Below are 24,887 nucleotides of genomic sequence, written 5' to 3' on the forward strand. Positions count from 1 at the left end.
TCGGCGCAGTTGTTCGGGATCACCACGTCACCGGCAGGCGGTAGACACCGAATGCCAGCTTGTCGTGTTTGAATTCGACCTCGTCGAACGGAATGGCGAGTCGCAGACCGGGCATCCGCCGCAACAGGGTTGTGAAGACGATCTGCAATTCCACCCGGGCCAGCTGCTGGCCGACGCACTGGTGCGGGCCGAAACCGAAGCCGACGTGCAGGCGGGCGGGACGGGTCAGATCGAGTTTGTCCGGTTCGGGGAACTGGTTGGGATCCCAGTTCGCGGGGGCGAGGTCGATGATGACGCCTTCACCGGCCTTGATGGTGTGGCCGCCGATCTCGATATCCTCCAGCGCGACCCGGCGCTGGCCGTTCTGGATGATGCTCAGATACCGCAGCAGTTCCTCGACCGCGTTCGCGACGACCTTCGGATCGTCGGTATCGCGCAGCAGCGCCAGCTGGTCCGGGTTGTGCAGTAGCGCGAGCGTACCCAGCGCGATCATGTTCGCGCTGGTCTCATGGCCGGCGATGAGGACACCGGTGCCGATCTGAGCGGCTTCCTTCATGGAGATCTCGCCGGCGGTGACGCGCTCGGCCAGCTCGGTGACCATATCCTCGGCGGGGTTGTCCATCTTGGTCTTGATCAGGTCGATCAGGTAGCGCGCCAGACCCACCCTGCCCCGCTGCGATTCCTCCGCGGTGGCGTATCGGGAGACACCGGTCGACGCGTGCTGCTGGAAGAACTCGTGATCCTCATACGGCACGCCGAGCATTTCGCTGATCACCAGCGACGGCACCGGCAGGGCGAGCGCCTCGACGAGATCGGCGGGCTGCGGACCGGCCAGGATGGCGTCGATATGGTCGTCGGTGATCTGCTGGATCGCCGGGCGCAGTGCGTCGACCCGTTTCACCGTGAACGGTTTGGTCATCATCCGCCGGAACCGGCTGTGCTCCTCGCCGTCGGTGTTGAACACCGACCGCGCCCGGTGGTTCACCAGTTCGAGCATGCCCTCGTTCCAGTGCGGGAACCCGGGCTGGTGGTCGTCGGTGCTGATCCCGGGATGCGACATCAGCGCTTTGAGTTCCGCGTAGCCGGTGACCAGCCACGGCGTGCTGCCGTCCCAGATCCGGACGCGGCTCAGCGGCCGCTCGGTGACCAGGCCGAGCACTTCCGGCGGCGGTGCGAACGGGCAGGCAGCATCCCGCTCCAGTGGGTAGTTCAGGATGTCCGCGGTTTCCGGCGCGGCGTGGGTCTCGGTCACTGTCACTCCTCGTGGACGTGGATGGCCATGGCGGGGCACACGGCGGCGGCTTCGCGGACGTCGTCGGCGAGATCGTCCGGGGGGTTCTCGTCGAGCAGCACGACGATGCCGTCTTCCTCGCGCTGATCGAATACCGCGTCGGCCGCCATCACGCAGTGCCCGGCGGCAATGCATTTCCCTTGTTCGACAGTCACTTTCATGACGTTCTCTCTCCTGGGTGAAGGGGTCGGGGGCTGGGGCGGCTCATGATTTCGCCGGGGCGGAACCATTAGCCGCCGCGCGTCGCGGCACGGCTTTGCCGGCGGTGGTGCCGCCGTCCACGGCCAGGACCGTGCCGGTGAGATAGCGGGAGCGGTCGCCGGCGAAATACACCGCGGCCTCGGCGACATCCTCGGGAGTGCCTTCGCGCGGCAGCGGGCGGTCGCGGTTCATCATCTCGCGCATGGTGCGGGTCATCCGCTCGGCTTTCTCCGGCGACATGGTGCTGGATGCCTTGGCGAGCAGATCGGTGGGGATATTGCCGGGGGCGATACAGTTCACGCGCACGTCGTACTGGGCGAGTTCGATGGCCGCGGATTTCGTGAAATGGATGACGGCGGCCTTGGAGGCGCGGTAGGTCATCACCCCGCCGCCGGCCTGCACCCCGCCCACCGAGGACAGATTGATGATCGAACCACCGCCGTTCTCGGCCATATGCCGGGCGGCCAGCCGGGTCCCGGCCATGACGCCGAGAACGTTCACCGACATCACCCGCTGGAAATCGGCGAAATCGTCGTCGAGGATGCTGCGGTGCATCTTCCCGGAGATACCGGCGTTGTTGCCCATGATGTGCAGCCCGCCGAATTCCGCAACGGCGAGGTCGACGAGCTGGGCGAGCTGTTCGGGGTCGCCGGCATCGGTGACGCGGAACCGCGCGGCAGCACCGCAGCGATCGGCAAGGGCCCGGCCCTTCTCCGCGTCGATATCTCCGACGACCACCCGGGCGCCTTCGGCGACGAACCGTTCCACCATGGCACTGCCCAGCCCGGACGCGCCGCCGGTGATCACCGCGACCTTGCCCGCCAACTCGTTACCCATGCGCTGCTCTTCCTCTCGTACGACATACCCTGTGACCTGAGCCGACCGTTCGGCTCAACCGCTGTGCGCGTACGCCGATACCGCGCCGGTGCGGGAACGGCGGTCCAGGAAATCCAGCAGCAGGGCGTTGACCGCCTCCGGTCGTTCCAGTTGCGGACAGTGACCGGCGTCGTCGATCACCGCCGATTCGGCGTCCGGAATCCGCGCGGCGATCTCGGCGGCCCAGCCGCGCGGCAGGAGCTTGTCGGCGCCGCCCTCGACCACCAGCGTGGGTACCCGGATCCGCTCGAACGGCCGGTCTCCCGGGCCGGGTGGTGTTTCCGCGCCGGGCCGCCGGAAGCGGGCGGCCGCGATCGCCTCCCAGGCGCCCGGCGCGGTCGCCGACTCGAACCGCCGCTGCACATAGTCCTCGTCGGCGGGGTACGCGGGCGAAGCGAACAGGGCGGTGACGATGGCGCGCATGGCGGGCAGGGTGGCGTCGAAATCGTAGAGTGCGCGCATATGCTCGTTGGCCTGGATCTGCCCGCCACCGCAGATGGTCACCATGGCGCGCACCGGTAGGCGCGGATTCGCGGAGGTCGTATCGGCGAGCAGATTGATCGCGCCCATCGAATTGCCGACGAAATACGCGGATTCGATACCGAGTACCGCGCAGAATCGGGCGATATGCCGGATCCGCAGCCCGCGGCCGTCGGTGAAATCGACAACCTTCGCGGATTCACCGAAGCCGAGCAGATCGGGGGCGAGTACGCGGTAGCGCTGGGCGAGCGCGGAAATGGTGTGTTCCCAGCCCAATTCGGCGCTCGCACCGAATTCACCCCCGTGCAGCAGCACGACCGGCTCCCCCGCCCCGGCTTCGAGGAAATGGGTGCGCAGGCCGTCGACCTCGATCGTCCGATGCTCGTAACTCATGGGGTGCCGATCGGTTTCGCGCTGGTGAGTACCTGCACGGCGAGCAGCTCGAGCTGGCCTTTCACACCGGTGTCGACGAGGGCGCCGGATTCGTCCCAGATCTTGTCGGCCGAATTGATCGCGACCCCGATCGGGGTGGGCCAGGCGCGCAACGCGTGCCCGATCCCGCGCAGCTGGCCCAGGGTGCCGACGGCGGCCTGCCAGCCGTAGGCGCAGGTGATACAGCCCCAGGGTTTGTTGTCCAGGTAGACCGTGGGGTCGGTGCGCATATCCTCGACGTAGTCGAGGGCGTTCTTCACCAGCCCGGAGATCGCGCCGTGGTAGCCGGGCGAGCCCACGATCACGGCGTCGGCTGCTCGCAGCGCCTCGACCAGGGCGATCGCCTCGGGGGTCCGCACCGGATCGTGCGGGTTGTACATGGGCAGATTGATCTGTTCACCGCTGAACAGCGCGGTCCGGCCACCGCGCTGTTCGACGGCGTCCAGGCAGTGCCGCAGCGCCCGCTCGGTCGACGAGTTGGCGCGGAGCGTGCCGCCGAGTCCGACGACGAACGGGCGTGATCCGGTTTCGGATGCGGTGCGATCCATCATTGTGCTTCCCACGGTCATAGCCGGTCTCCTATTTGATGGCGATGGGGTTGATCGGGGAACCGACCGCACCGACCACCCGCAGCGGCGGGGCGATGAGCTGGAATTCGTAGACGCCGTCGGCGGCGCAATCGGCGGCCAGGGCGGTGAAATCCCAGTATTCGCCCAGCATCAGGCCCATATCGCGCAGGCACAACATATGCATCGGCAGGAAGGTGCCCTCCACCCCCGACACGGGATTCTCGACCATGAGGTTATCGGCGGCCACAGCCGCGATCTCGTGGTCGTGCAGCCATTTCGCGCAGGTCCAGTCCAGGCCGGAATAGGGTTCGGCGCCGTCACCGGCCTCGAGAAAACGGTTCCACCAGCCGGTGCGGACCAGCACGATATCGCCGGATTCGATGGTCACGCCCTGACGTTTCGCGCATTCGTCGAGTTCGTCGCCGGTGATCGGCTCGCCGACCTCGAGGAAGGTTTCCGCGCCACGATATTTCACCAGATCGAGTAGGACGCCGCGGCTGGTGATCCCCTTGCTGTCCACCTTTTCGATCCCGCAGTGGAAGGCGCCCATACTGGTCACCGAATCGGCCGGGAAACCGTTGTAGAGCTTGTCGCCGTAGTAGACATGGGAGAAGGCGTCCCACTGGGTGGCGGCCTGCAACGGCATGATGAGCATATCGTCGTTGAACCGGAACGGGTTGTCGGCGAAGAATCCGGCCAGTTCGCCCGCCACCGAATTCTGCAGCCATTTCGGGCCGTACCGGGTGAGGGTTTCGGCGTCGCCGCCGTCGACGGTCATCACATGGGTGGGATTGGCCCGGAATTTGAACGCGCCCTGCGGGCCGTTGGAGCTGAAATCGATTCCCAGCGGGAACACCTTCCCGTGCCGGACCAGTCCGGCCGCGGCGGCGACCTTCTGCGGGGTGATGAAGTTCAGCGTGCCGAGTTCGTCGTCGGCGCCCCAGCGGCCCCAGTTACGCACGGTGTCGCCGAGTTTGTAGAAATCGGTCAGAGATGCCACGTTGCTGTTCCTTCCAGCTGCTTACTTCCGCTCGCCCGGGACCACCCCGGCGGATTCGGGCGAACCCGCACCGGCGCTCTGCGGGGGCGGACCGGCCAGTTCGCCGGCCAGGCGCGCGGCGAGGTTGCCGCCGTCGACCCACAGCACTTGACCGGTGATGTATCCGGCGGCGCGGCTGCCCAGGAACAGCAGTGCGGACGCCTGTTCGACGGGGTCGGCGGACCGGCCCAGCGGTTTGGGGATCCCGTCGAGATAGTCCTGGCCGTATGCCGAGCGCAGCTGGTCCAGGATGGGAGTTTCGGTGACGCCGGGGCCGGTGCAGTTCATCCGGATACCGCGGCGCGCGAGTTCCACCGATGTGCGGACGGTGTAGAGGATGATCGCCTCTTTGGACAGGCGGTAACCGCCGTCCGCGATGGCGTCGGGATTCGCGAGGCACCAGGCGATTCCCTCCTCCATCGAGGCGGTATCCAGGAACCCTTTGACCGCCCAGCGGTTCTCCAGGTATCCGGAGGCGGCCAGCGAGGACACGCTGACCACCGCCGAGCCCGGTTTCATATGCGGGACGAGCGCTTCGGTGAAATGCCGCATCCCGAGGAAATTGATGGTGGCGACGCGCAGCGGGTCGCCGATACCCGAGGAGACTCCGGCGATATTGAACAGGACGTCCACCTCGGTCCCGATCAAGCGTGCGGCCCGGTCGATGGAATCGGGGTCGGCCTGATCCATCTCGTGGAACTCGTCGAGTTCGGTACCCGGGCGCAGCAGATCCAGGCCGACGATCTCGGCCCCCAGATCCCGCAACTGCGTCACCAGGCAGGCGCCGATACCGGAGGCACAACCGGTCACCACCACCCGTTTCCCGTCGTAACGCCACCGCCGGGCGATCGAGTCCACCTCGGGCACCACGCTCTCCTCTCCCGCTGCTGCCGCTCAGCCCTGCTGCTGTTCCTTCAGTGCCTGCGCGGCCTTCACCCGGCCTTCGTTGATCTCGGCCATGGCCTCGGGGATCTCGCTGGCGGTGAACTTGCCGCCGCGGCCGGTGGGCAGGCCGCCGATCGAATAGTTCTCGTCGAATTCCGGGACAGCCCAGGGCCGGCGCCGCGCTTCGGCCTTCTCCAGGACCGGTTCGAGCCGCTTGGCCTTCTCGGCCCGGGCCACCTCGTCGCGTTCGATGAATTCCGGCAGGATTTCCTTGCCCATGATCTCGATGGATTCCATCGTTCCTTCATGGCTGCGCGGGTTCAGCAGCAGGATGATCTCGTCGACCCCGCTCTCCTCGTAGCCGCGCAGGAATTCGCGCACCGTATCGGGGCCGCCGATGGCGCCGCGACCGGGGCCGTAGGCGAGGGTTTCGTCTTCCTTCACCGCGTCCAGGTACGCGTCCCATACGCCGGTGCGGCCCGGGGTGTGCATACCGGTCATGTAGTAGTGCATGATGCCGAACGAGAAGAACCCGCCGCCCAGACCGAGGCGTTTGACCGCTTCCTCGTCGGTCTTGGCGACCATCATCGACAGGTCACCGCCGATGGCCAGAATATTCGGGTTCATCTGCGGTACCGACGGCGCGGCGGCGTTCTCGAATTCCTCGTAGTAACCGCGCACGCGCTCACCGAGCGCCTCCGGGCCGGTGTAGGCGAAACTCAGTGCGCCGATACCTTTCTGGGCCGCCATCTGCACCGACGACGGCCGGGTACAGGCCACCCACAGCGGCGGGTGCGGGGTCTGCCGCGGCTTCGGGATGACATTGCGGGGCGGCATGGAGATGTGCTCGCCTTTGAACCCGCTGAACGGGGTCTCGGTCATCGCGCGAACGGTGACCTCGAGGGCTTCCTCCCACTGGGCACGCTTGTCCGCGGGGTCGATATTGAACCCGCCGAGTTCGGCCACCGACGACGATTCACCGGTGCCGAATTCCACCCGGCCACCGGACAGATGATCCAGTGTTGCCACCCGTTCCGCGGCGCGGGCGGGATGGTTGATCCCCGGCGGCAGATGCATGACGCCGAAACCGAGCCGGATGTTCTTCGTGCGCTGGCTGGCCGCGGCCAGGAACATCTCGGGCGCGGTCGCGTGGCAGTACTCCTCCAGGAAGTGGTGCTCGGTGAGCCAGACCGTGGAGAAACCGGCTTTATCCGCAGCTTCTACCTCGTCCAGCCCGTCCTGGAACATTTCGAATTCGTCGTCGTCGCTCCACGGCCGCGGCAGGGCGAACTCGTAGAAGAGGGATATTTTCATCGATTACCTCCAGTGGTTTCGATCGTCTGTTCTCCATCGGCCGCGGCGGCCGCCCCCTCGCCGGTGTCCCCTGCCGTCCGCCCGGCACAGTGCTCGGCGGCGATATATCCGAAGGTCATGGCCGGCCCGATGGTGGCGCCGGCGCCGGCGTAGCTGCGGCCCATCACCGCGGCCGAGGCATTCCCGACGGCGTAGAGGCCGTCGATCGCCGACCCGTCGGCGCGCAGTACCCGGGCGTGCTCGTCGGTGCGCAGACCGCCCGAGGTGCCGAGATCGCCGAGGACGATGCGAAAGGCGTAGTAGGGCGGTTTCCCGATCGGGTACAGGTTCGGATTGGGCAGGGTCGGGTCGCCGTAGTAGTTGTCGTAGACGCTGTCGCCACGCTGGAAATCGTCGTCGTGCCCCGACTTCGCCAGTTCGTTGAACCGGGCGGCCGTGGCTTCCAGCGCGTCGGCGGGCACCTCGATCTGCGCGGCCAGTTCCGCCCAGCTGCGCGCGGTTTTCACCACACCGGATTCGAGCCACGCCCGCACCATCTTGTAGCCGGTGGGCACCGGCGCGAACGGCACCTTCGGGATGGGCAGATGCCCGCCGATCACGTACTTGTGCCACGAACGGTGGTCGGTGACCAGCCAGCACGGGATATGCGTGACCCCGCTGCGCTGGCCCTCGATCATGGCGTGCCCGAAATCCATATAGGGCGCGGCCTCGTTGATGAACCGTTTTCCGGCGCCGTTGACGATGAACTGGGCGGGCATCATCCGCTCGTTGAGCATGAACTGCATCCGGCCGTCCGGCCACTGGATGGCCGGGAACCACCAGGCCTCGTCCATCAGGTCGGTCGCCGCACCGGCTTCCTGTCCCGCGCGGATACCGTCGCCCAGCGCGACCGGGTTGCCGAAACTCCAGTCCTGGTCGACCTCCGGCAGTTCCTCTTTACGCCAGGCCATATCGTGGTCGAAACCGCCGGTCGCGACGATCACCCCGCGCCGGGCCCGGATCCGCACCGGCGCACCGTCGCGGAGCACCACCGCGCCGAGGACCGCACCGTCGGCGCCGGTGATCAGCGAGGTCATGGGCGCGCCGAGCCACAGCGGGATATCGCGTTCCTGCATCGCCAGCCGCAGGCGGGCGATCAGCGACTGGCCGATGGCGGCGATCCGGTCGCCGAACACATGGGCCCGGAACATCCGCCAGATCAGCTTCAGCATCACGGCCTTACCGCGCCAGTTCTGCCGCACCTGATAGAACAGCCGCAGATCCTTGGGCCCCAGCCAGATACCTTTGGGCGCCAGCGCCAGCGGTTTGAGGAGTTTTTCCTCCTCATCGCCCAGTTCGCGCAGATCGATCGGCGGCACATTGATGGTGCTGCCCTGCGGTGATCCGCCGTCGAGTTCGGGGTAGTAGTCGGCGTAGCCGGGCTTCCACACGAATTCCAGCCACCGGCTGCGTTCCTCCAGGAACGCCATCATCTCCGGTGACTTCTCCACGTACGCCCGCAGCCGTTCCTCGCTGACCAGGCCGTCGGTGATGGTGCGCAGATAACCGACCACCGCGTCGGGGTCGAGGGAGAATCCGTCGCGTTGCTGCGCGGGCGCGTTCGGCACCCAGATACCGCCGCCGGACAACGCCGTCGACCCACCGTAGTAGTCGGCCTTCTCCACCACCAGGGTGTCCAGTCCCAGCGCCTCGGCCCGCAGCGCGGCACTCATACCGCCGCCACCGGAGCCGATGACCAGCAGATCGACGGTTTCGTCGAAATCCGTGGCTTCGTCGGTGCTCACTCAGCGCCTCCTGTCGTCGTCGGTCTCATCGGCCGGCCGCGCGGTGCGCACGGCGAAGCCCGCGATGAGTTCGGGGGCCGGCCGGTAGTAGCGCACCTCGGTGCGATAGGACCCCTGCGCGGCCAGCGCCGCGAAAGCCGCCACCCAGGTACGCACTTCGTGCGCGGAATTGCCGGCGATACGGGTGATCTCGTCGTTGTCCCAGTCGTCCACCGCGGCCAGGGCGCCGGTATCGACCAGTTCGAGGAACGCCCGGTCCCAGCCGGGGTTGAGCGGTTGCAGCGCACTGTCACCGGCGGCGAAATCGCGGGCCGCGGCGATCACCGCGCGCTGCCGGGCCTGCCGCTGTTCGGTGGTCATCGGGCGGCCGTGCACGATCCGCTCCAGCACGGGTTCCGGCGCGGTATCGCGGCGCGGGACGGGCGGGTCGTGGGAGAGCCCGCCCGAACCGATCACCAGTACCCGTTTACCCAGCGTCGCCAGATGCCGGCCGACGGCGGTACCCAGCGCCCGCACCCGGCGCAGCGGGCCCAGCGGGGTGGCCACGGAGTTCACGAAGACCGGGATCACCGGGCGGGCGGTGGCCTCGCCGAACAACCGTTGCAGCGGCTGTACGGTGCCGTGGTCGACGACCATCTCCGCCGAGGTCGCGATATCGATACCGGCGGCCAGCAGCGATTCGGCGAGCCGCTGCGCCCGGTCCGCGGGCACGTTCAGCGGTCCGGCATACGTCCCGTAGTCGCCGACGGCGGTCGCGGCGGTGCCGACGCAGAACGGCGGCATGAGTTTGTAGAAGAACCCGTTGTAGTGGTCCGGGGCGAACAGCACCACCAGTTCGGGATCGAATTCGCGCACGAAATCGCGGGCCCGGTCCAGCGCCGCGCCCACCTCGCCGAGCAGTTCGGGGCCCGGCCCCGGCAGCTCAAGAAGCGGGCTGTGCGAGACGCAGCATACGGCCAGCGGCATCGGTACCTCCCGGGGTGAGCGTGAGCGTGTTCCGCAGTGCCGCACCGAGTTCGGGGGCATGCTGGGCGATACATGCGCCGGCGACGAACCGGTCCGGGCGCAGGAACAGCACGGAATCGAGCTGGCCGTCGAACCATTTCTTCAGCGCGCCGGTGTGATCGCCGAGCACCAGCACATCGGGGTCGTCGTGACCGGTCCAGTGCAGCTGGGTGGCCGGCCTGGCCTCCACGAAGCGGGCGCCCAGCTCTTTCCAGCGCGCGAATTCTTCCTCGCCCAGCGTTTTCCGGGGCTGGTTGTTCCAGCACAGCACGGCGAACCAGGGGCCGAGCGTTTCGTCCAGCAGCACATCCGGCCGGGCCCGGGTGGTAACCCGCGGCTGGATGAACAGCGTGCCCACGGCCGAATTCGGCGACCGCGACCAGCCGTGCACCACCGCGCCCCGGTCGTAGCGCGGCATGGGTTTGAACCGCATACCGAGCACATACCGTTTCAGCGGCGGCACCGCGGCCAGCGCGCGCACCGCCACATCGCGCACCGCGGCGACCCGCGGGTTCGTCGGCGAGATGACCCGCCCCACCATGGTCGACAGATCGATCATGGCGCGCGCATGCTTACGCCGTTCCTGGTCGTAGCTGTCCAGCAGAGCGTCACCGGCCAGCCCGGTGGCCACGGCCGCGAGCTTCCAGCCCAGATTCGCCGCGTCCCGGATTCCGCTGTTGTACCCCTGCCCCTGCCAGACCGGCATCAGATGCGCGGCGTCCCCGGCCAGCAGCAGACGGCCCTTGCGGAACTCGCCGGCGATCCGGGAATGATGGGTGTAGACCCGGCGCCGGATCACATCCAGCCGTTCCGGGTGCGGGACGAACGGTTCGAGCAGCCGCGCCAGGAATTCCGGGGTCTCGGCGTCCTCGTCGGATTCGCCCGGATGCAGCAGGAATTCGAAACGGCGGATTCCGTGCGCCAGGGAGATGGAGACGTTGGGCCGCGCCGGATCCGCGCCGACCTCGACGTTCGGATGCCCGAGCGGGTCACCGTCGATATCGACCACCAGCCAGCGGGTCGAGGAGGTGGTGCCCTCGAAACTCACTCCCATCCGGTGCCGGGTGGCGCTGCGGCCGCCGTCGCTGCCCACCACATAGCGGGCCCGTACGGTATCCGGGCCGTCGGGGGTTTCCAGCTGCACCCGGACCTCGTCGCCGCTGTCGTGGCAGTCGATCATGGCGGTGCCCCAGCGGATCTCGACGGAATCGAATCGGCTCAGGCCGCGCATGAGCTCGGCGTCGACCAGCGGCTGGATGAATCCGCTGCGTTTGGGCCAGCCGAACTGCTGATCGGTGGGCGCGATCTCGGCCAGCAGCCGGCGCTCACCGTCGACGAACCGCATGATTTGGTTCGGGTTGGTATGCGGCAGGATCTGCTCGACCAGACCCGTCGATTGCATGGTGCGCAGCGATTCGTCGTCGATCCCGACACCGCGCGGATAGTCGATGAGGGCGGGCCGCTCTTCCACCAGCAGGGTGCGAACTCCGTAGCGGCCCAGCATATTCGAAATGGTCAGGCCCACCGGACCAGCGCCGACGACCACGACGTCGTAGCGTTCGGGGGCGCTGCCGTCACCGGTATCCATATCAACCACCCAGCAGGAATTCGAGATGAAGGGCGTTGAACGCCGCCGGCGCCTCGTACTGCGGCCAGTGCCCGCACTCCGGCAGCACCTCGAACCGGGCGCCGGGGATCATCGAAGCGATCCGTTTCCCTTCGGTGACATCGGCGGTGGGGTCGTCACTGGTCCACACCACCAGCGTCGGCGCGATGATGGCACCGTATTCCTTCGGCCCCAGCAGGTTGCGGGCTCTGATCTCCGGATCCTGCAGGGCCATGATGTCGCGCATGGCGTCGACGAACCCGGGCTGGGAGTAGACCCGCTGCCGGCTGGCGACGATATCGTCGTAGTCCTTCGATTTGTCGGCCATCAGCCATTTGATGCGGGCCTGCACCGTTTCCCAGGTGGGGTCGGCGGCCGCGGCCATCGACAGCTTGACGATCCGGGCCATCACCTCGGGGTCGGCCTGGGAACCGCCGGCGGTGTTGAGGACCAGCCGGCCGACCCGGCCGGGATGGTCGCAGGCGGCGCGGGCGGCCACCCAGCCGCCCAGCGATTCTCCGCTGATATGGGCGCGGGCGGCGCCGATCGTATCCAGGAACGCGATCAGATGCCGTACATAGTGCTCGACCTCGAGCGGATGACCCGGCTTATCGGTGTAACCGTGCCCGAGCATATCGATCGACCAGGTCGAGAAATGCTCGGCATGCGCCGCCAGATTCCGGACATAGGCCTCGGCGTGCCCACCGGACCCGTGCAGGAACACCAGTGCCGGTTTGTTCCGGTCACCGGCATGCAGGTAGCGCGTCCGCACCCCCGCCACATCCAGGTATCCCTGGCTGAACGCGACCCCCTGCAGATCGCACCACACGCTCTCGTATTCCGACACTGCTACCTTCCCGCTCTGTCCGTGCTCGCCGCTGCGCGCGTTCAGCACTTCGCCGATTCGCCGGTGGCCGCGTTGTATCCGGCCCGGAACCCGAAGACCATGCCCGGGCCGATGGTCCCGCCGGCGCCGCCGTACGCCCGCCCGGTCACACCCGCCATCGCGTTACCGACCGCGTACAGGCCCGGGATGACCTCGCCGCCGATATGCCGGACCCGGGCATCGCGATCGGTGCGCGGGCCACCTTTGGTCCCCATTGCGCCGACCGTCACCGGAACGGCGTAGTACGGGCCGGTATCGACCGGGCCCAGCGTTCGGCCCGCGACCGTTTCGGCCTCGGGATCGCCCCAGTAGCCGTCGTATTCGCTGGCACCGCGGCCGAAGTCGGGATCCGCACCTGCGGCGACCGCACGGTTCCAGCCGGCCACCGTGCGTTGCAGGCCCTCGGGGTCGATACCGGTCTTCGCGCCGAGTTCGGCGAGATCGGCCGATTCGCAGAACCAGTCCGGTGCCGTACCGCCGGGTTCCACCCCGAGGAACCCGTACCGGCGCAGATGTTCGGCGTCGAACACCATCCAGCCGGGGTTGTTGACGTACCCGCCGCGCGGATCGAGATAGTGGAATGCGCCCGCCATCGAGTTGTATTCGGCGGCCTCGTTGACGAATCGTTTCCCGGCCCGGTTCACGATGATGCTGCGCGGGCGCGTCCGTTCCAGCCGCACGCTGCGGCTGCGCTGCCGGCCGTCGATCGTGTCGCCGGGCAACTGCACCACCGGCACCCACCAGGCCTCGCCCATGTTGCCGAGGTCCGCCCCGTGCGCCATGGCCATCCGCAGTCCGTCACCGGTGTTGTTCGGCGGCGAGACGGGTCCGGTCATCGGGCCGCGCAGAAACGCTTTGACCAGCCCTGCGTCCCATTCGAAACCGCCGGTGGCCAGCACCACCCCGCGCCGCGCGCGTACCGCGATCTCGCGGTCGCCGACCGCGATCCGCGCACCGGCGATCGCCCCGTCCGCCGCGATCAACTCGACCCCGCGCGCACCGGTGCGCGGAGTGACCCCCGCCGCCAGCACACCGTCGAGCAACCCCGCCACCAGTGCTTGCCCGGCGACGCAGACATCCGCCGAGGCATCTCCCAGGACGGCGCGCAGCCGGGCCCGGGTTTCGGCGTCGAAACCCACGTTGCTCCAGTCCAGCGGGAAGGTGGTGAGCCGATCCCGCCATTCGCCGAGCCGGGCCAGATCGTAGGCGGCCGGCCCGATGGACCGGCCACCCGCGGGCCGCCCACCGGGAAGTTCCGGTTTGTAATCGGGAAAACCCTCGGCCACCTCGAATTTCACCGCGCTGTGTTGTTCGACGTAGTCGAGCATCCGCGCGCCGGTCCGGACGAACACCTCGACCAGTTCGTCGTCCATGGAATCCAGCGATTGCGCACCGAGATAGGCCAGCGCGTCCTCGACCGTGAGCTCACGGTCGGCCCGCGAATGCGCCGGAATCCATGCCAGACCACCGGAAACCGCACTGGTGCCGCCGACCGTGGGCGCCTTCTCGAACAACTCCACGGCGGCGCCTTCGACCGCCGCGGTGAGCGCCGCGGTGAGTCCGGCGGCACCGGAACCCAGGACGACGATATCGGTCTCTTCGTCCCAGGCCGTCGTATCGGATTCGGCGGCCGGGGGCTGATGCGATGGCACTGCGCTGTCCTTTCGGCGAGCAGGCGGAGCGGAAAGCGCCGGTCCGGTGGGCTGTCGTGCGGGCACGAACCGGACCGACTCGCGTAAAACGATAATCTCCCTTTTCGAGAATCTTATTCTCGCAGGATGGATGCCGCAATACCCTTCCGGACCAAATGTTTCTGGATCTTGCCGCTGGGGGTCCGCGGGAAGTCCGTGGCCTCGAACAATCGGGCCGGCAACTTCTGGCGCGCAACCCCCGCTTCCGCGAAGAACGCGCGCACCTCGTCCCGCGACGGCAGCGCGCAACCGGGGTTCAACCGCAGCACGGCCCCGACCACCTCACCGAACCGACTGTCCGGCAGGGCGATCACCACGGACTCCGCCACCTGCGGCATGGCATCGAGCACATCCTCGACCTCACGTGCCCCCACATTCTCGCCCCCGCGGATGATCACATCCGCCTTGCGATCGGTGATGGTCAGGCAGCCCGACGAATCCAGTACGCCGATATCGCCGGTGTGATACCAGCCCTCGGCGTCGAACACCCGCGCGGTGAGTTCCGGATCGGTGTAGCCCAGGCACAGATCCGGCCCGCGGCTGAGGATCTCCCCGTCCGCAGCGATGCGGATCTCCACCCCCGGCATCGGCCGTCCGTCCGTGCCGATCCGCTCGCGCTCGGGTGCATCGAGCGCCGAAGCGGTGATGGACGGATGCTCCGTACTGCCGTAGGCCCGGAACGCGACGATCCCCAGCTCGGTGAGCATGCGGGTCACCGCGGCCGGCACCGCCGAACCACCCAGCCCCACATACCGCATATGCGCGAGATGCTCCGGGGTGTAATCGGGATGTTCGACCATGCTCGACACGAAGTACGGGGGTCCGCCGCCCACCACGAGGCCGCCGTTCTTCATCAGCGCCAGCGCCCGGCCGGGATCCCAGACGTCGAGCATATGTATCGGGCGCCCGTGCAATACCGGCAGCAGGAACGCGCCCACCATGCCGATGAAATGACCGACCGGGGTCGCCGTGAGCTGGTCACCGCGATCGTCGCGATTACGTTCGGCGAGCTGCAGCGATTCGCAGCCGAGGGTCTGATGACTGTGCACCACCCCCTTGGGCGCGCTGGTGGTGCCGGAGGTGAACGCGATGAGAGCCGGTCCGGCCGGGTCGGCCGGTAGCACGCCCGGCATCGGTTCCGCGGCGAGCAGATCGTCGAAATCCTTGCCGACGACGCCGACGATCGGCACCCCCGCGCAGACTTCGGGATCGTAGGTGCGGCGGCCGAACTCCGCCATGGTGACGAAAACCTTCGGTCGCGAAACCCGGAGGATATGGCCCAATTCGCTGGGGCCGTAGAAATGCACGACCGGGACCACCGCCGCGCCGAGGAACGACGCCGCCCAGAAGGTCGCCGCGGCCTCCATCCAGTTCGGTAACTGGAACGCGATCACATCCCCGGGCCCCACCCCGCGGGCGCGCAGACCGCCGGCCAGGCGCCGTGCCACCAGTTCCACGTCGGCGAAGGTGCCCTGCCACGGACGGATATCGGAATACACCCGGAACACGGCGCCGGGCGCCGCCGCCAGCGACCGGCTCAGCAGATCGCCCATGGTGTCGCGAGTCCACCAGCCGGCCGCTTCGTAGCGCTGTCGCAGTTCGTCCGGAACGGTGCGGGTCATCCGCGCTCACCTCGTATGCCTCGCAGGGTCATGACCGTTCACCCCTTTCGCACCGCCGGAGTCGCGGCCCACCGCTCGGACCGTCCCGGGCGAGCGCGCCGGAGTCGACACCCGCCGGCTGGTGAAAATTCAATTCTCTTGTCAAGAAAACGGGATATGCGCCGAGCGGCGTACGTCCGCTGAGATCATTGCGCGAGGTAGAGCAGTCGTATCTGCCCGCCGACCGGAAATATCGCAGCCGACCAGGCTTCTCCCGAAACCTTGCCGCCGACCCCACGGGTAGAGTACCGTTCTCGTATGCGAAAACGCAGTTCTTTTCGCATACGAGAACAGCCGTATGTCCGCAGCCGGTACCCGGCGGTGCTGGGTCGACACCGAATCGGGGGCCGCGGCCGGATCGACGCGCGGCAATCGCCGCGCACCCTGTCCCGTGCCGCCTGCCGCTCCCGGTGGACCGGCACACCGGGCAGGTCACTCCCGAACACAGATCGAAAGGGAATGCTGTGGGACGTGTTGAGGGCAAAGTCGCATTCATCACGGGCGCCGCGCGCGGTCAGGGCCGTAGCCACGCGGTACGACTGGCAGAGGAAGGCGCCGATATCATCGCCGTCGACCTGTGCCAGGACTTGTCCACCGTCGGTTACCCGCTGGCCAAGCCCGAGGACCTCGAAGAGACCGCACGCCTGGTCGAGAAGACGGGTCGCCGGATCATCGCGACCCAGGCCGACGTTCGTGATGCTGCCGCCCTGAAAACCGCTGTCGACGCCGGCGTGGCCGAATTCGGCAAGCTCGATATCGTCATCGCCCAGGCGGGTATCGCCGGGATGAAGGGGGAACCGCAGGTCCAGGCCTGGATCGATGTCATCAATACGAACCTGATCGGCACCATCAACGCCATTCAGGCCGCTCTGCCCCATCTGGGCGACGGAGCCGCCATCGTGGCCACCGGATCCACCGCGGCCCTGATGGATACCGGCAAGATGGACAACCCCGGCAACGACCTCGGCGGTATGGCCTACGTGCATTCCAAACGAGCGCTGTCGTACTACATCTACGATATCGCCCGGCATCTCGCACCCCGCGGCATCCGCGCGAACGCCGTCCACCCGACCAACTGCAATACGGACATGCTGCAGAGCGAGCCCATGTACCGGTCGTTCCGGCCCGATCTGGAGAACCCGACCCGCGCCGACGCCGAGCCCGCCTTCTATGTCCAGCAGGCCATGAAGACCCCTTGGATCGAGCCGGTCGATATCTCCAACGCCATCCTGTATCTGGTCTCGGACGAAGCCCGCTTCGTCACGGGTATGCAGATGCGGGTCGACGGCGGCGGCTACCTGAAGTGGTACGACCACAAACTCTGATCCTCACCCGGCCACGCCGGCGCAGGCGGCGCGCGAATATCGCAGGCGATCGAGACGCGCGCCGCCGCCCGGTGGCGAGTCGGCACCCCCGACCACTCCCGGAGCGGCGCAGAGTTCCGGGCCCCCGGCGAAGGTTCGCCACCCAGTGACCAGCAGAGGGACTACAGACCGTGACTTCTACGGAAAAAGACCAGCGCAAAGAGCCCCGGTTCCATTTCGATCGGCACACCCCCGAATACCGCGAGCAGTTCGCCGAGATCACGCACGAGATGCACGCGAAATGCCCGGTGGCGTGGACCGATACCTACGACGGGCACTGGGTCGCCGCGAGCGGTAACGCGGTCTTCGAACTCGCTCGTTGCCCGGAGGTCTCGGTCGACCACGATGTGCACAACGAACGCCGCGGTTATGTCGGCATCTCCATTCCCACCCCGCGCCGCGCCGCCATGGTGCGCGGCGGCATGCTGGAAATGGACGATCCGGAACACCGTACCTACCGCTCGGTGCTCAACCCGTACCTCTCCCCCGCCGCGGTGAAACGCTGGCAGCCGTTCATCGACGAAATCGTCCGCGCCAGCCTGGACGAGAAGATCGAAACGGGCCGTATCGATTTCGTCGACGATCTGGCCAATATCGTGCCCGCCGTACTGACGCTGGCCATGCTGGGCATTCCGCTGAAGAAATGGTCGGTGTACAGCGATCCGGTGCACGCCTCGGTCTACACACCCGAGGATTCCCCCGATGCCGCCCGCGTCGCGGAAATGCACCGCACCATGGGTATCGATATCCTGACCAGCCTCAACGACGCCAAGACCAACCCGCGCCCGGGCCTGATCAAGGCACTCACCGAACTGCGGATCGACGGCGAGCCCGCCCCCGATATGGAACTGCTCGGGATGATCGGCCTGCTGATCGGCGGCGGTTTCGACACCACCACCGCGCTCACCGCCCATTCCCTGGAATGGTTGTCGGAAAATCCGGAACAGCGCGAAGAACTCAGCCGAGACCGCGACGAACTGCTGGATCCGGCCACCGAGGAGTTCCTGCGCTATTTCACCCCCGCGCCGGGCGACGGCCGCACCATCGCCGACGACTGCACCTACCAGGGCATCGAATTCAAAGAGGGCGACCGGCTGTGGCTGTCCTGGGCGATGGCCAACCGCGACCAGAGCATCTTCCCCGACGCCGACGACATCGTCATGGACCGCAAGGGCAACCGGCACTTCAGCTTCGGGCTCGGAGTACACCGGTGCATCGGCTCCAATGTGGCCCGCACGGTATTCAAGTCCATGCTGCTGGCCGTGCTCGACCGGATGCCGGACTACAAATGCGATCCCGCGGGCACGGTGCACTACGACACGATCGGCGTCATCCAGGGGATGCGGAACCTGCCGGCCACCTTCACTCCCGGGAAACGTCTCGGCCCCGGTCTGGACGAAACCCTCGAACAGCTGCAGCGCATCTGTGACGAACAGGGTCTGGCAGCACCGGTGACCGAGCGGCCGGATGCCGCGGTGATCGACTTCAAGTACTGACCGCGGTGCCGGCCGCCACCGCGGAGTTCGGCCGGCACCCTTCGACTTTCCGACGAGGATCGCGATGAAGGATCTGCCCGACGGCACCCGCACTCCGGTGATCGATACCAGCGTGCATATTTTCTTCCGCTCCAACGACGATATGCGCTCGTATCTGCGCGAGCCGTTCAAGAGCCGCGGAATTCCGGATGCGGAAATGGACTGGTACGGGGCGCCCGGCGGTGAATACGTCAAAGGCGCGCGCGGACCGCACAAGGGGTACCCGGGCTCGGATCCGGAGTTCGTCGGGCAGGAGTTGTTCGGTGCACGCGGTACCGATATCGCGGTACTGCACCCGATGACCCGCGGCATCCTCCCCGACCGGCACCTCACCACCGCGGTCCTCTCGGCGCACAACGACATGATGGTGTCGCGCTGGCTCGACAGCGGTACCTATCACGAACGCTTCCGCGGCACGCTGCGCGTCAACCCCGAGGACATCAGCGGCACATTGCGCGAAATCGACCGGCTGGGCGATCATCCGCGCATCGTCCAGCTCGGTATCCCGCTGCAATCGCGCGAACTGTACGGGAAACCGCAGTTCTGGCCGCTGTGGGAGGCCGCCGCCGCGGCGAACCTGCCGGTGGCGGCGCATATCGAAACCGGCGAGAGTATCGCCCTGCCACCGACCCCGTCCGGCCATCCGCGCACCTATGAGCAGTACTACGGGTTCATGGGGCTGAACTACATCTATCACCTGATGAACATGATCGCCGAGGGTGTGTTCGAACGGTATCCGGACCTGAAATTCGTGTGGGCCGACGGCGGCGCCGATCTGCTCACCCCGTTCACCTGGCGGATGGACACCTTCGGCCGGCCGCATCTGGAACAGACCCCCTGGGCACCCCGGATGCCCAGCGACTACCTGCCCGGACACGTCTATTTCGTGCACGCCACGATCGACGGCCCCGGCGATGCCCCCTTCGCGGCGGAATGGCTGGACTTCACCGGCAAGGACGACATGGTGATGTTCGGATCCAGCTACCCGCACTGGCATTCCGGGGGTACGGATACCCTGCCGGCCGCGCTGTCCGCCGAGCAGCGCGAAAAACTCTACTGGCGAAACGCGGCGCGGCTCTACAGCATCGATGTAGACGCCGTGACGGCTGTCGGCTGATGTCTGCTCCGCGGTCGCGGCTCGTGCGGTCGGATCTTTCCGCAATGGTGTTCGAGGAGGCGCTGTGATGCGTCGCTACGGCCTCCGCCGACCATATGTAGCCCCTACGAAGGAGGCGTGATGACAGCAGCACAGGACCTGGCGCGGGTTCCTTCCACGGAACTGGTTCCGGTACGCGTCGTCGATTCCGATGTGCATCCCGTGCCCCGCCGGGGTGATCTGGTGGAACATATCCCGGAACCGTGGCGCACGTCGTTCTTTCTCAGTCATCGTGTGGGCGACACCATCGTCTACGACGCACCCGACTACGCGCATTCCAAGGCGATGCGGGTCGATACGTTCCCGGAGAACGGCGAATTCCCCGGCAGCGACCCGGATATGGCCTTCCGGCAGCTCATCATGGACGCCGGCTCCGATATCGTGATCCTCGAGCCGACCGTGAAGGCGACCCGCCTGCCCGAGGCCACGGCCGCGATGGCGACGGGCGTCAACGGCTGGCTGGACGCGCAGTGGCTGGATTCGCACAACAACTGGCATCAGCGCTGGCGCGGGTCGATCTGTGTGGCGATCGACGATCCGCGCTCCGCGGTCGCCGAGATCGAGCACTGGGCCGGGCATCCTTATATGGCGCAGATCCTGATCAAAGCCGAACCGCGCCCCTCCTGGGGTGATCCGAGTTACGACCCGATCTGGGCAGCGGCGGTGAAAAACAACCTGCCGGTGAGCTGCCATCTCAGCCGCGGCGCGTACGAGACCATGCCCATGCCGCCGGTGGGTTTCCCCAGCTACAACCACGATTTCATGGTCACCTACTCGCTGCTCGCGGCGAACCAGGTGATGAGCTTGATCTTCGACGGTGTCTTCGACCGGTTCCCGGCGTTGCGCATCGTGTTCGTAGAACACGCCTTCACCTGGATCCTGCCGCTGATGTGGCGGATGGACGCCATCTACGCCGCCCGCGGATCGTTCATGTCGATCAAGCGGAAACCGTCGGAGTACGTGAAGGAGCACATCAAGTTCACCACCCAGCCGCTGGACTACCCGGAGGACAAAACCGAGCTCACCCGGGCGTTCGAATGGATGGAGGCGGACAAGATCCTGCTCTACTCCTCGGACTATCCGCACTGGACCTTCGACGATCCGCGCTGGCTGGTGAAACATCTGCCGCCCGCGGCCCGGGAAGCGGTGATGTTCCGCAACGGCATCGAGACCTACCATCTGCCCGAGACCGTTCCGGCGCTGCCGGGACAGATGCGGGTGCACTGATGGCGGCCGGTGAACAGACTCCGGCGCCGGCGCCGATCGGAAACTCCCCGGCAGCGCCCGGCAGCGCGGATACGGCAGCAGCGGCGGCACCCGGTGCCCGCCCGGCAGAGGCGGCGCCGGGGACAACGGCGCCCGCCGGCCAGAACTCGCCCGCGGCTCGGTCCGGCAGTGTCGTCTCGGGCTCGCCCGGCGGCGACAAGGCGGCACAGCCCGGGAGTACAACAACAGACGGGCCTCGCCCCCGGCTGGCGCAGGGACGGGAACATATCGTCGCCCGAGTGGACGAGATCCCGCCCGGGTCGTCGAAAGTGGTGCCCATCGGACGGCACGGGGTCGGTGTCTACAACGTCAACGGCACCTTCTACGCCATCGCCAATTACTGCCCGCACGAGGGCGGCCCGCTGTGCGCCGGCCGCGCGCGCGGCCGAACGGTGGTGGACGAATCGGTGCCCGGTGATTCGGTGATGGTGCGGGACAACGAGTTCATCTATTGCCCCTGGCATCAGTGGGGATTCGAACTCGCCACCGGCACCACCGCGGTGAAACCGGAATGGAGTATCCGCACCTACCCGGTGCGGGTGGTCGGCGACGACGTGCTGGTCACCGCCTGACCCGAACAGCAGATCCCGGCCGGCCGTCGATACGGCCGGCCGCGGGAGTGTCCGCACGGGGCAGCTCCCCGAACCTTTGGCAGGAGTGTGCAGATGCCCGCGGTAACGGTCAACGGCGGCAAAGTGGTCTACGAGATCCTCGGTGACACCGGGGATCTCATCGTGCTGACGCCCGGCGGACGGTACAGCAAGGAGATCCCCGGCCTGCGACCGCTGGCCGAAGCATTGGTGGCCGGGGGCTACCGGGTGCTGCTGTGGGACCGGCCCAACTGCGGGGCTTCCGATGTGCAGTTCTACGGACAGACCGAATCGCATATGCGCGCCGAAACCCTGCACGGGCTGCTGACCGAACTGGGTACGGGTCCGGTGATCCTGGCGGGCGGGTCGGGTGGTGCCCGCGACTCCATGCTCACCACCATGCTGTATCCGAGCCTGGTCACCGATCTGGTGCTGTGGAATATCGTCGGCGGCGTCTACGGCACCTTCAACCTCGGCGCCTACTACGTGCTGCCGAGCCTGCAAACGGTGCGGGGGCTAGGTACCGAGGGCCTGCTACGGATGAAGGAGTGGCAGGAGCGGATCGCCGAGAACCCGGACAACGAACAGCGGCTGCGCGCCCTGGACGCCGGCGAATTCGTGAAACTCTCGCTGCGCTGGCTCAACGCCTATGTACCGAAACCGGGACAGACCATCCCCGGGGTGGACGACGAGATGTTCGAACGAATCCAGGTGCCCACCTTGATCATCCGCGGTGGCGCCAAGGATATGGACCATCCGAAACGCACCTCGCTCGAGGTGCACTGCCTGATCGAAGGCTCGACGCTGATCGACCCGCCGTGGCCCGAGGACGCCTGGGAGCGCGCCATGGAAGACCGCGCGCAGGGCCGGGTGCAGCAGTACAACATGTTCGACACCTGGGTACTGGCCGCCCCGGAGATCTTGAAGTTCCTGGGCGACCGATGACTCCGGGCCCCGCGTCAGACCGTGCTGATCCGAACCTCGCAATTGGTCGAGGCCTCCAGCGCCGTATGGATCCGGCTCTCCGGCACCCGCTCGAGATCGGCCTCGCGCAACCGCACCTCCAGGATGTCGTACCCGTCGGATCCCGGTACCCGGATGATCTCCCCGGCGAGACCGAATCCCGCCAGCACCCCGTAGGCGTCGGCATCGGTACCGCGGCTGACATAGGTGACCACACCCGGAACCGGTTCGGTACCGAACACCCGGGCACAGACCGCGACCACCCGCGCCGTATCCGCGACCGCGTCCCCGGTGTCGAGCAGAACCTGCACCTCACGCCGGGACCGCGGGGCGGCACCGAGATCCTTGTCCAGGACTTCGCCGCCGGTCTCGGCGAGCGCGGCGGCCAGTTCCGCCATCCCGCGGGCCAGCGATTCGCCGGTGAGCGCACCGGCCGGATCGACATTCACCCGCACCACCGCAGTTCGCATGCGCACGAGCCTAACCGGCGCAACCGGGTGCGGCCCAGCCCTGATACACGCGACCGCGGCGACCACGGGGTACGACCTTTCCGAGCGGCCGGGGCGCCGCACCTGTTCAGGAGGCACGATGCAGCACACCTTCTCGTCGGCCGGGGGCTTGGCGGTGGTCCCGTATCCCGGTAGCGAGCCGCGCCTGCTGCGGCTCGGCGGCGGCGTCGAATCCGCGTACGAATACCGCGACAGCGGCGGCTACCGCCCTGTCGGTTCGGTGGCCGCACTCGCCGACGCGGTCGAACACAGCGGGTTGCGCGGACGCGGCGGCGCCGGGTTCCCGTTCGCGGTGAAGGCGCGCGGTGTGCGCGCCGGCAGCCGCGCCGGGACGGGAGCGCCCGCCGGCTGGACGGAAACCGTGGTCGTCGCCAACGGCGAAGAGGGCGAACCCGCCTCCTTCAAGGACCGTTGGCTGCTGCGCAACCGCCCACACCTCGTGCTCGACGGGTTGCGGCTGGCGGCCGCGCTGGTCGGCGCCCAGCGCGGGTACGTCTACGTCTCCGACCCGGAAGCCGATCGCTCGGTGGCCGCGGCCCTCGACGAACTCGGCGGCGCGATCCCCGGCGGCCCCGAAGTCGCCGTCGTCCGCGTCGATCCCGGGTACGTCGCGGGTGAGGAGACCGCGGCCGTCCAGGCGATCAACGGTGGCCGGGCGGTCCCCACCGATAAGCCCCCGCGGCCGTATGAGGCGGGTGTCGCCGGACTGCCCACGCTGATCAGCAATGTGGAAACCCTGGCCAACCTGCCGTTCCTGGACCGGTGGGGCGCCGACGCCTATCGCGCGGCGGGTACCGCGCTCTCCCCCGGTACCTTCCTGTCCACTGTGACCGCCGCCGGCCGGGCACCCACGCTGTACGAACTCCCGCACGGCCTGCCGGTCGCCGACCTCCTGGACCTGCACGGCATTCCCGCCGAATCGGTACGCGGCGCGCTGGTCGGCGGATACTTCACCGGTCTCCTGGATCGCCGGATCACCGAGCTCACCCTCGACCACGAAACCCTGCGCCGCGCCGGTGCGGGCCTGGGCTGCGGGGCGATCGCGTTCCTCACCGAGGAATGCCCGGTAGCCGTCGCGGCCGCGGTCCTGAACTATTTCGACCGGGAGAACGCCGGGCAGTGCGGATCGTGTTTCAACGGCACCGCCGCCATGGCCGCCGCCACCACCGCCCTGGCCGAAGGATATGCCACCGAGGAGGATCTGGCCCGGCTGCGCCGCTGGTCACAGGTCCTGCGCGGCCGCGGCGCCTGCGGCACCCTCGATGCCGCCTGCAATACCGCGGCGAGCCTGCTGGACCGCTTCCCGCAGGAGGTCGCCGCACATCTCGACCATCACTGCCCGGACTGCGCGGGTAGCCCCGCCACCGACCGAGCCCCCTACTGCGTGGAAACGGAGGCGCTCCTGTGAAGATCAAACTGGACCGCACACTCTGCGACGGTTTCGGTATCTGCGCCAGACACGCCCCCGAACATTTCCCCCTCGACGACTGGGGGTACGCATCCCTCGCCGGCGACCCGGTCATCGCCCCCGCCGACGAGCCCGCGGTCACCCGCGCCCTGCTCGACTGCCCCGTACACGCCATCACCGTGCTGCCCGAGAACGACCATGCGGGCACCGAACCCGGTGGCCGGTCGGCCGGGGAGCCGAGCAGCGAGAGGGCGGTTCAGGCGTAGCCGCGCCGCATCGGAACGGGTCGGTGATCCAGAGCGTGGTTTCCAGCCCATCGGGATCTGCGTCATCGCGTGCGGTACGTCGGCCGGATCCATCGCTCACCTGCTCAGCG

The 24,887-nt window shown here is 67.6% G+C and carries 23 protein-coding genes; 8 read left to right on the forward strand and 15 right to left on the reverse strand.

From position 1 onward, the window contains the following. Window positions 1-19 precede the first annotated feature (19 nt). The 14 genes from ACQEVO_RS18890 to ACQEVO_RS18955 all read right to left on the reverse strand — a co-directional run bounded on the left by ACQEVO_RS18890 (window position 20) and on the right by ACQEVO_RS18955 (window position 15,681). Complete coding sequence (locus ACQEVO_RS18890) at window positions 20-1,252, reverse strand: cytochrome P450 (RefSeq protein WP_432915036.1); 1,233 nt, start codon at window positions 1,250-1,252, stop codon at window positions 20-22. Window positions 1,253-1,254: 2 nt separating this feature from the next. Beyond that, the gene (locus ACQEVO_RS18895; protein WP_432915038.1) at window positions 1,255-1,452 is read right to left on the reverse strand and encodes a ferredoxin; all 198 of its coding nucleotides are present in this window, start codon (window positions 1,450-1,452) and stop codon (window positions 1,255-1,257) included. 43 nt (window positions 1,453-1,495) lie between these two features. Beyond that, entirely contained in the window at window positions 1,496-2,329 is an 834-nt protein-coding gene (locus tag ACQEVO_RS18900; protein WP_432915040.1) for an SDR family NAD(P)-dependent oxidoreductase, read from the reverse strand. Window positions 2,330-2,383: 54 nt separating this feature from the next. Continuing rightward, entirely contained in the window at window positions 2,384-3,241 is an 858-nt protein-coding gene (locus ACQEVO_RS18905; protein WP_432915041.1) for an alpha/beta fold hydrolase, read from the reverse strand. Further along, window positions 3,238-3,849: an NADPH-dependent FMN reductase gene (locus tag ACQEVO_RS18910; protein ID WP_432915043.1), complete on the reverse strand. Its 612-nt coding sequence runs from the start codon at window positions 3,847-3,849 to the stop codon at window positions 3,238-3,240. Before ACQEVO_RS18910 ends, ACQEVO_RS18905 begins: the two co-directional genes overlap by 4 nt. 10 nt (window positions 3,850-3,859) lie before the next feature. Beyond that, window positions 3,860-4,849 (reverse strand): cyclase family protein, encoded by a 990-nt coding sequence (locus tag ACQEVO_RS18915; protein ID WP_432915045.1) that lies wholly within the window; start codon window positions 4,847-4,849, stop codon window positions 3,860-3,862. 21 nt (window positions 4,850-4,870) lie between these two features. Then, window positions 4,871-5,755, reverse strand: a complete 885-nt coding sequence (locus tag ACQEVO_RS18920; RefSeq protein WP_432915047.1) for a coniferyl-alcohol dehydrogenase — start codon at window positions 5,753-5,755, stop codon at window positions 4,871-4,873. Between the two features lie 27 nt (window positions 5,756-5,782). After that, the gene (locus ACQEVO_RS18925) at window positions 5,783-7,087 is read right to left on the reverse strand and encodes an LLM class flavin-dependent oxidoreductase (RefSeq protein WP_432915049.1); all 1,305 of its coding nucleotides are present in this window, start codon (window positions 7,085-7,087) and stop codon (window positions 5,783-5,785) included. Further along, window positions 7,084-8,799 (reverse strand): FAD-binding protein, encoded by a 1,716-nt coding sequence (locus tag ACQEVO_RS18930; RefSeq protein ID WP_432922800.1) that lies wholly within the window; start codon window positions 8,797-8,799, stop codon window positions 7,084-7,086. The genes ACQEVO_RS18925 and ACQEVO_RS18930 overlap by 4 nt, the downstream gene beginning before the upstream one ends. A gap of 72 nt (window positions 8,800-8,871) precedes the next feature. Beyond that, the gene (locus ACQEVO_RS18935) at window positions 8,872-9,837 is read right to left on the reverse strand and encodes a 3-carboxyethylcatechol 2,3-dioxygenase (protein ID WP_432915051.1); all 966 of its coding nucleotides are present in this window, start codon (window positions 9,835-9,837) and stop codon (window positions 8,872-8,874) included. Then, window positions 9,794-11,464 carry a bifunctional 3-(3-hydroxy-phenyl)propionate/3-hydroxycinnamic acid hydroxylase gene (locus ACQEVO_RS18940; RefSeq protein ID WP_432915053.1) on the reverse strand — a complete coding sequence of 557 codons (1,671 nt, stop codon included), beginning with the start codon at window positions 11,462-11,464 and terminating at the stop codon, window positions 9,794-9,796. The genes ACQEVO_RS18935 and ACQEVO_RS18940 overlap by 44 nt, the downstream gene beginning before the upstream one ends. A 1-nt stretch (window position 11,465) precedes the next feature. Beyond that, the gene (locus ACQEVO_RS18945; protein ID WP_432915055.1) at window positions 11,466-12,329 is read right to left on the reverse strand and encodes an alpha/beta fold hydrolase; all 864 of its coding nucleotides are present in this window, start codon (window positions 12,327-12,329) and stop codon (window positions 11,466-11,468) included. Between the two features lie 41 nt (window positions 12,330-12,370). Continuing rightward, window positions 12,371-14,020: an FAD-dependent oxidoreductase gene (locus ACQEVO_RS18950; RefSeq protein WP_432915057.1), complete on the reverse strand. Its 1,650-nt coding sequence runs from the start codon at window positions 14,018-14,020 to the stop codon at window positions 12,371-12,373. A gap of 113 nt (window positions 14,021-14,133) precedes the next feature. Next, complete coding sequence (locus ACQEVO_RS18955) at window positions 14,134-15,681, reverse strand: AMP-binding protein (RefSeq protein ID WP_432915059.1); 1,548 nt, start codon at window positions 15,679-15,681, stop codon at window positions 14,134-14,136. 503 nt (window positions 15,682-16,184) lie between these two features. Between ACQEVO_RS18955 and ACQEVO_RS18960 the strand changes: the two genes are divergently transcribed. The 6 genes from ACQEVO_RS18960 to ACQEVO_RS18985 all read left to right on the forward strand — a co-directional run bounded on the left by ACQEVO_RS18960 (window position 16,185) and on the right by ACQEVO_RS18985 (window position 22,576). Beyond that, window positions 16,185-17,045 (forward strand): mycofactocin-coupled SDR family oxidoreductase, encoded by an 861-nt coding sequence (locus tag ACQEVO_RS18960; protein WP_432915061.1) that lies wholly within the window; start codon window positions 16,185-16,187, stop codon window positions 17,043-17,045. 170 nt (window positions 17,046-17,215) lie between these two features. Then, entirely contained in the window at window positions 17,216-18,580 is a 1,365-nt protein-coding gene (locus ACQEVO_RS18965; protein WP_432915063.1) for a cytochrome P450, read from the forward strand. A gap of 64 nt (window positions 18,581-18,644) precedes the next feature. Continuing rightward, window positions 18,645-19,736, forward strand: a complete 1,092-nt coding sequence (locus ACQEVO_RS18970; RefSeq protein ID WP_432915064.1) for an amidohydrolase family protein — start codon at window positions 18,645-18,647, stop codon at window positions 19,734-19,736. A gap of 120 nt (window positions 19,737-19,856) precedes the next feature. Next, the gene (locus tag ACQEVO_RS18975; protein WP_432915066.1) at window positions 19,857-21,002 is read left to right on the forward strand and encodes an amidohydrolase family protein; all 1,146 of its coding nucleotides are present in this window, start codon (window positions 19,857-19,859) and stop codon (window positions 21,000-21,002) included. 245 nt (window positions 21,003-21,247) lie between these two features. Continuing rightward, on the forward strand, window positions 21,248-21,613 hold the full coding sequence (locus ACQEVO_RS18980) for a Rieske (2Fe-2S) protein (protein ID WP_432922803.1): 366 nt from the start codon (window positions 21,248-21,250) through the stop codon (window positions 21,611-21,613). 93 nt (window positions 21,614-21,706) lie between these two features. After that, a complete protein-coding gene (locus ACQEVO_RS18985; RefSeq protein ID WP_432915068.1) occupies window positions 21,707-22,576 on the forward strand; it encodes an alpha/beta fold hydrolase in 870 nt (289 codons plus the stop codon). 14 nt (window positions 22,577-22,590) lie between these two features. On the opposite strand, the gene ACQEVO_RS18990 is transcribed toward ACQEVO_RS18985, so the two are convergent. Then, a complete protein-coding gene (locus ACQEVO_RS18990; RefSeq protein ID WP_432915070.1) occupies window positions 22,591-23,064 on the reverse strand; it encodes a hypothetical protein in 474 nt (157 codons plus the stop codon). A 118-nt stretch (window positions 23,065-23,182) separates the two neighbouring features. Here ACQEVO_RS18990 and ACQEVO_RS18995 point away from each other — a divergent pair, with 118 nt between their 5' ends. Continuing rightward, window positions 23,183-24,511, forward strand: coding sequence for an NADH-ubiquinone oxidoreductase-F iron-sulfur binding region domain-containing protein (locus ACQEVO_RS18995; protein ID WP_432915072.1), 1,329 nt, complete (start codon window positions 23,183-23,185; stop codon window positions 24,509-24,511). Continuing rightward, window positions 24,508-24,777: a ferredoxin gene (locus tag ACQEVO_RS19000; protein ID WP_432915074.1), complete on the forward strand. Its 270-nt coding sequence runs from the start codon at window positions 24,508-24,510 to the stop codon at window positions 24,775-24,777. Before ACQEVO_RS18995 ends, ACQEVO_RS19000 begins: the two co-directional genes overlap by 4 nt. Window positions 24,778-24,887: the final 110 nt, after the last annotated feature.

The sequence above is a fragment of the Nocardia sp. CA-290969 genome (assembly GCF_050936135.1).
Taxonomy (GTDB): domain Bacteria; phylum Actinomycetota; class Actinomycetes; order Mycobacteriales; family Mycobacteriaceae; genus Nocardia.

Coding starts and splice junctions, on each gene's coding strand:
- ACQEVO_RS18895 (WP_432915038.1), bottom strand. CDS start 1,452: ATGAAAGTGACTGTCGAACAAGGGAAATGCATTGCCGCCGGGCACTGC.
- ACQEVO_RS18900 (WP_432915040.1), bottom strand. CDS start 2,329: ATGGGTAACGAGTTGGCGGGCAAGGTCGCGGTGATCACCGGCGGCGCG.
- ACQEVO_RS18905 (WP_432915041.1), bottom strand. CDS start 3,241: ATGAGTTACGAGCATCGGACGATCGAGGTCGACGGCCTGCGCACCCAT.
- ACQEVO_RS18910 (WP_432915043.1), bottom strand. CDS start 3,849: ATGACCGTGGGAAGCACAATGATGGATCGCACCGCATCCGAAACCGGA.
- ACQEVO_RS18925 (WP_432915049.1), bottom strand. CDS start 7,087: ATGAAAATATCCCTCTTCTACGAGTTCGCCCTGCCGCGGCCGTGGAGC.
- ACQEVO_RS18930 (WP_432922800.1), bottom strand. CDS start 8,799: ATGAGTGCCGCGCTGCGGGCCGAGGCGCTGGGACTGGACACCCTGGTG.
- ACQEVO_RS18935 (WP_432915051.1), bottom strand. CDS start 9,837: ATGCCGCTGGCCGTATGCTGCGTCTCGCACAGCCCGCTTCTTGAGCTG.
- ACQEVO_RS18940 (WP_432915053.1), bottom strand. CDS start 11,464: ATGGATACCGGTGACGGCAGCGCCCCCGAACGCTACGACGTCGTGGTC.
- ACQEVO_RS18955 (WP_432915059.1), bottom strand. CDS start 15,681: ATGACCCGCACCGTTCCGGACGAACTGCGACAGCGCTACGAAGCGGCC.
- ACQEVO_RS18970 (WP_432915064.1), top strand. CDS start 18,645: ATGAAGGATCTGCCCGACGGCACCCGCACTCCGGTGATCGATACCAGC.
- ACQEVO_RS18975 (WP_432915066.1), top strand. CDS start 19,857: ATGACAGCAGCACAGGACCTGGCGCGGGTTCCTTCCACGGAACTGGTT.
- ACQEVO_RS18985 (WP_432915068.1), top strand. CDS start 21,707: ATGCCCGCGGTAACGGTCAACGGCGGCAAAGTGGTCTACGAGATCCTC.
- ACQEVO_RS18990 (WP_432915070.1), bottom strand. CDS start 23,064: ATGCGAACTGCGGTGGTGCGGGTGAATGTCGATCCGGCCGGTGCGCTC.
- ACQEVO_RS18995 (WP_432915072.1), top strand. CDS start 23,183: ATGCAGCACACCTTCTCGTCGGCCGGGGGCTTGGCGGTGGTCCCGTAT.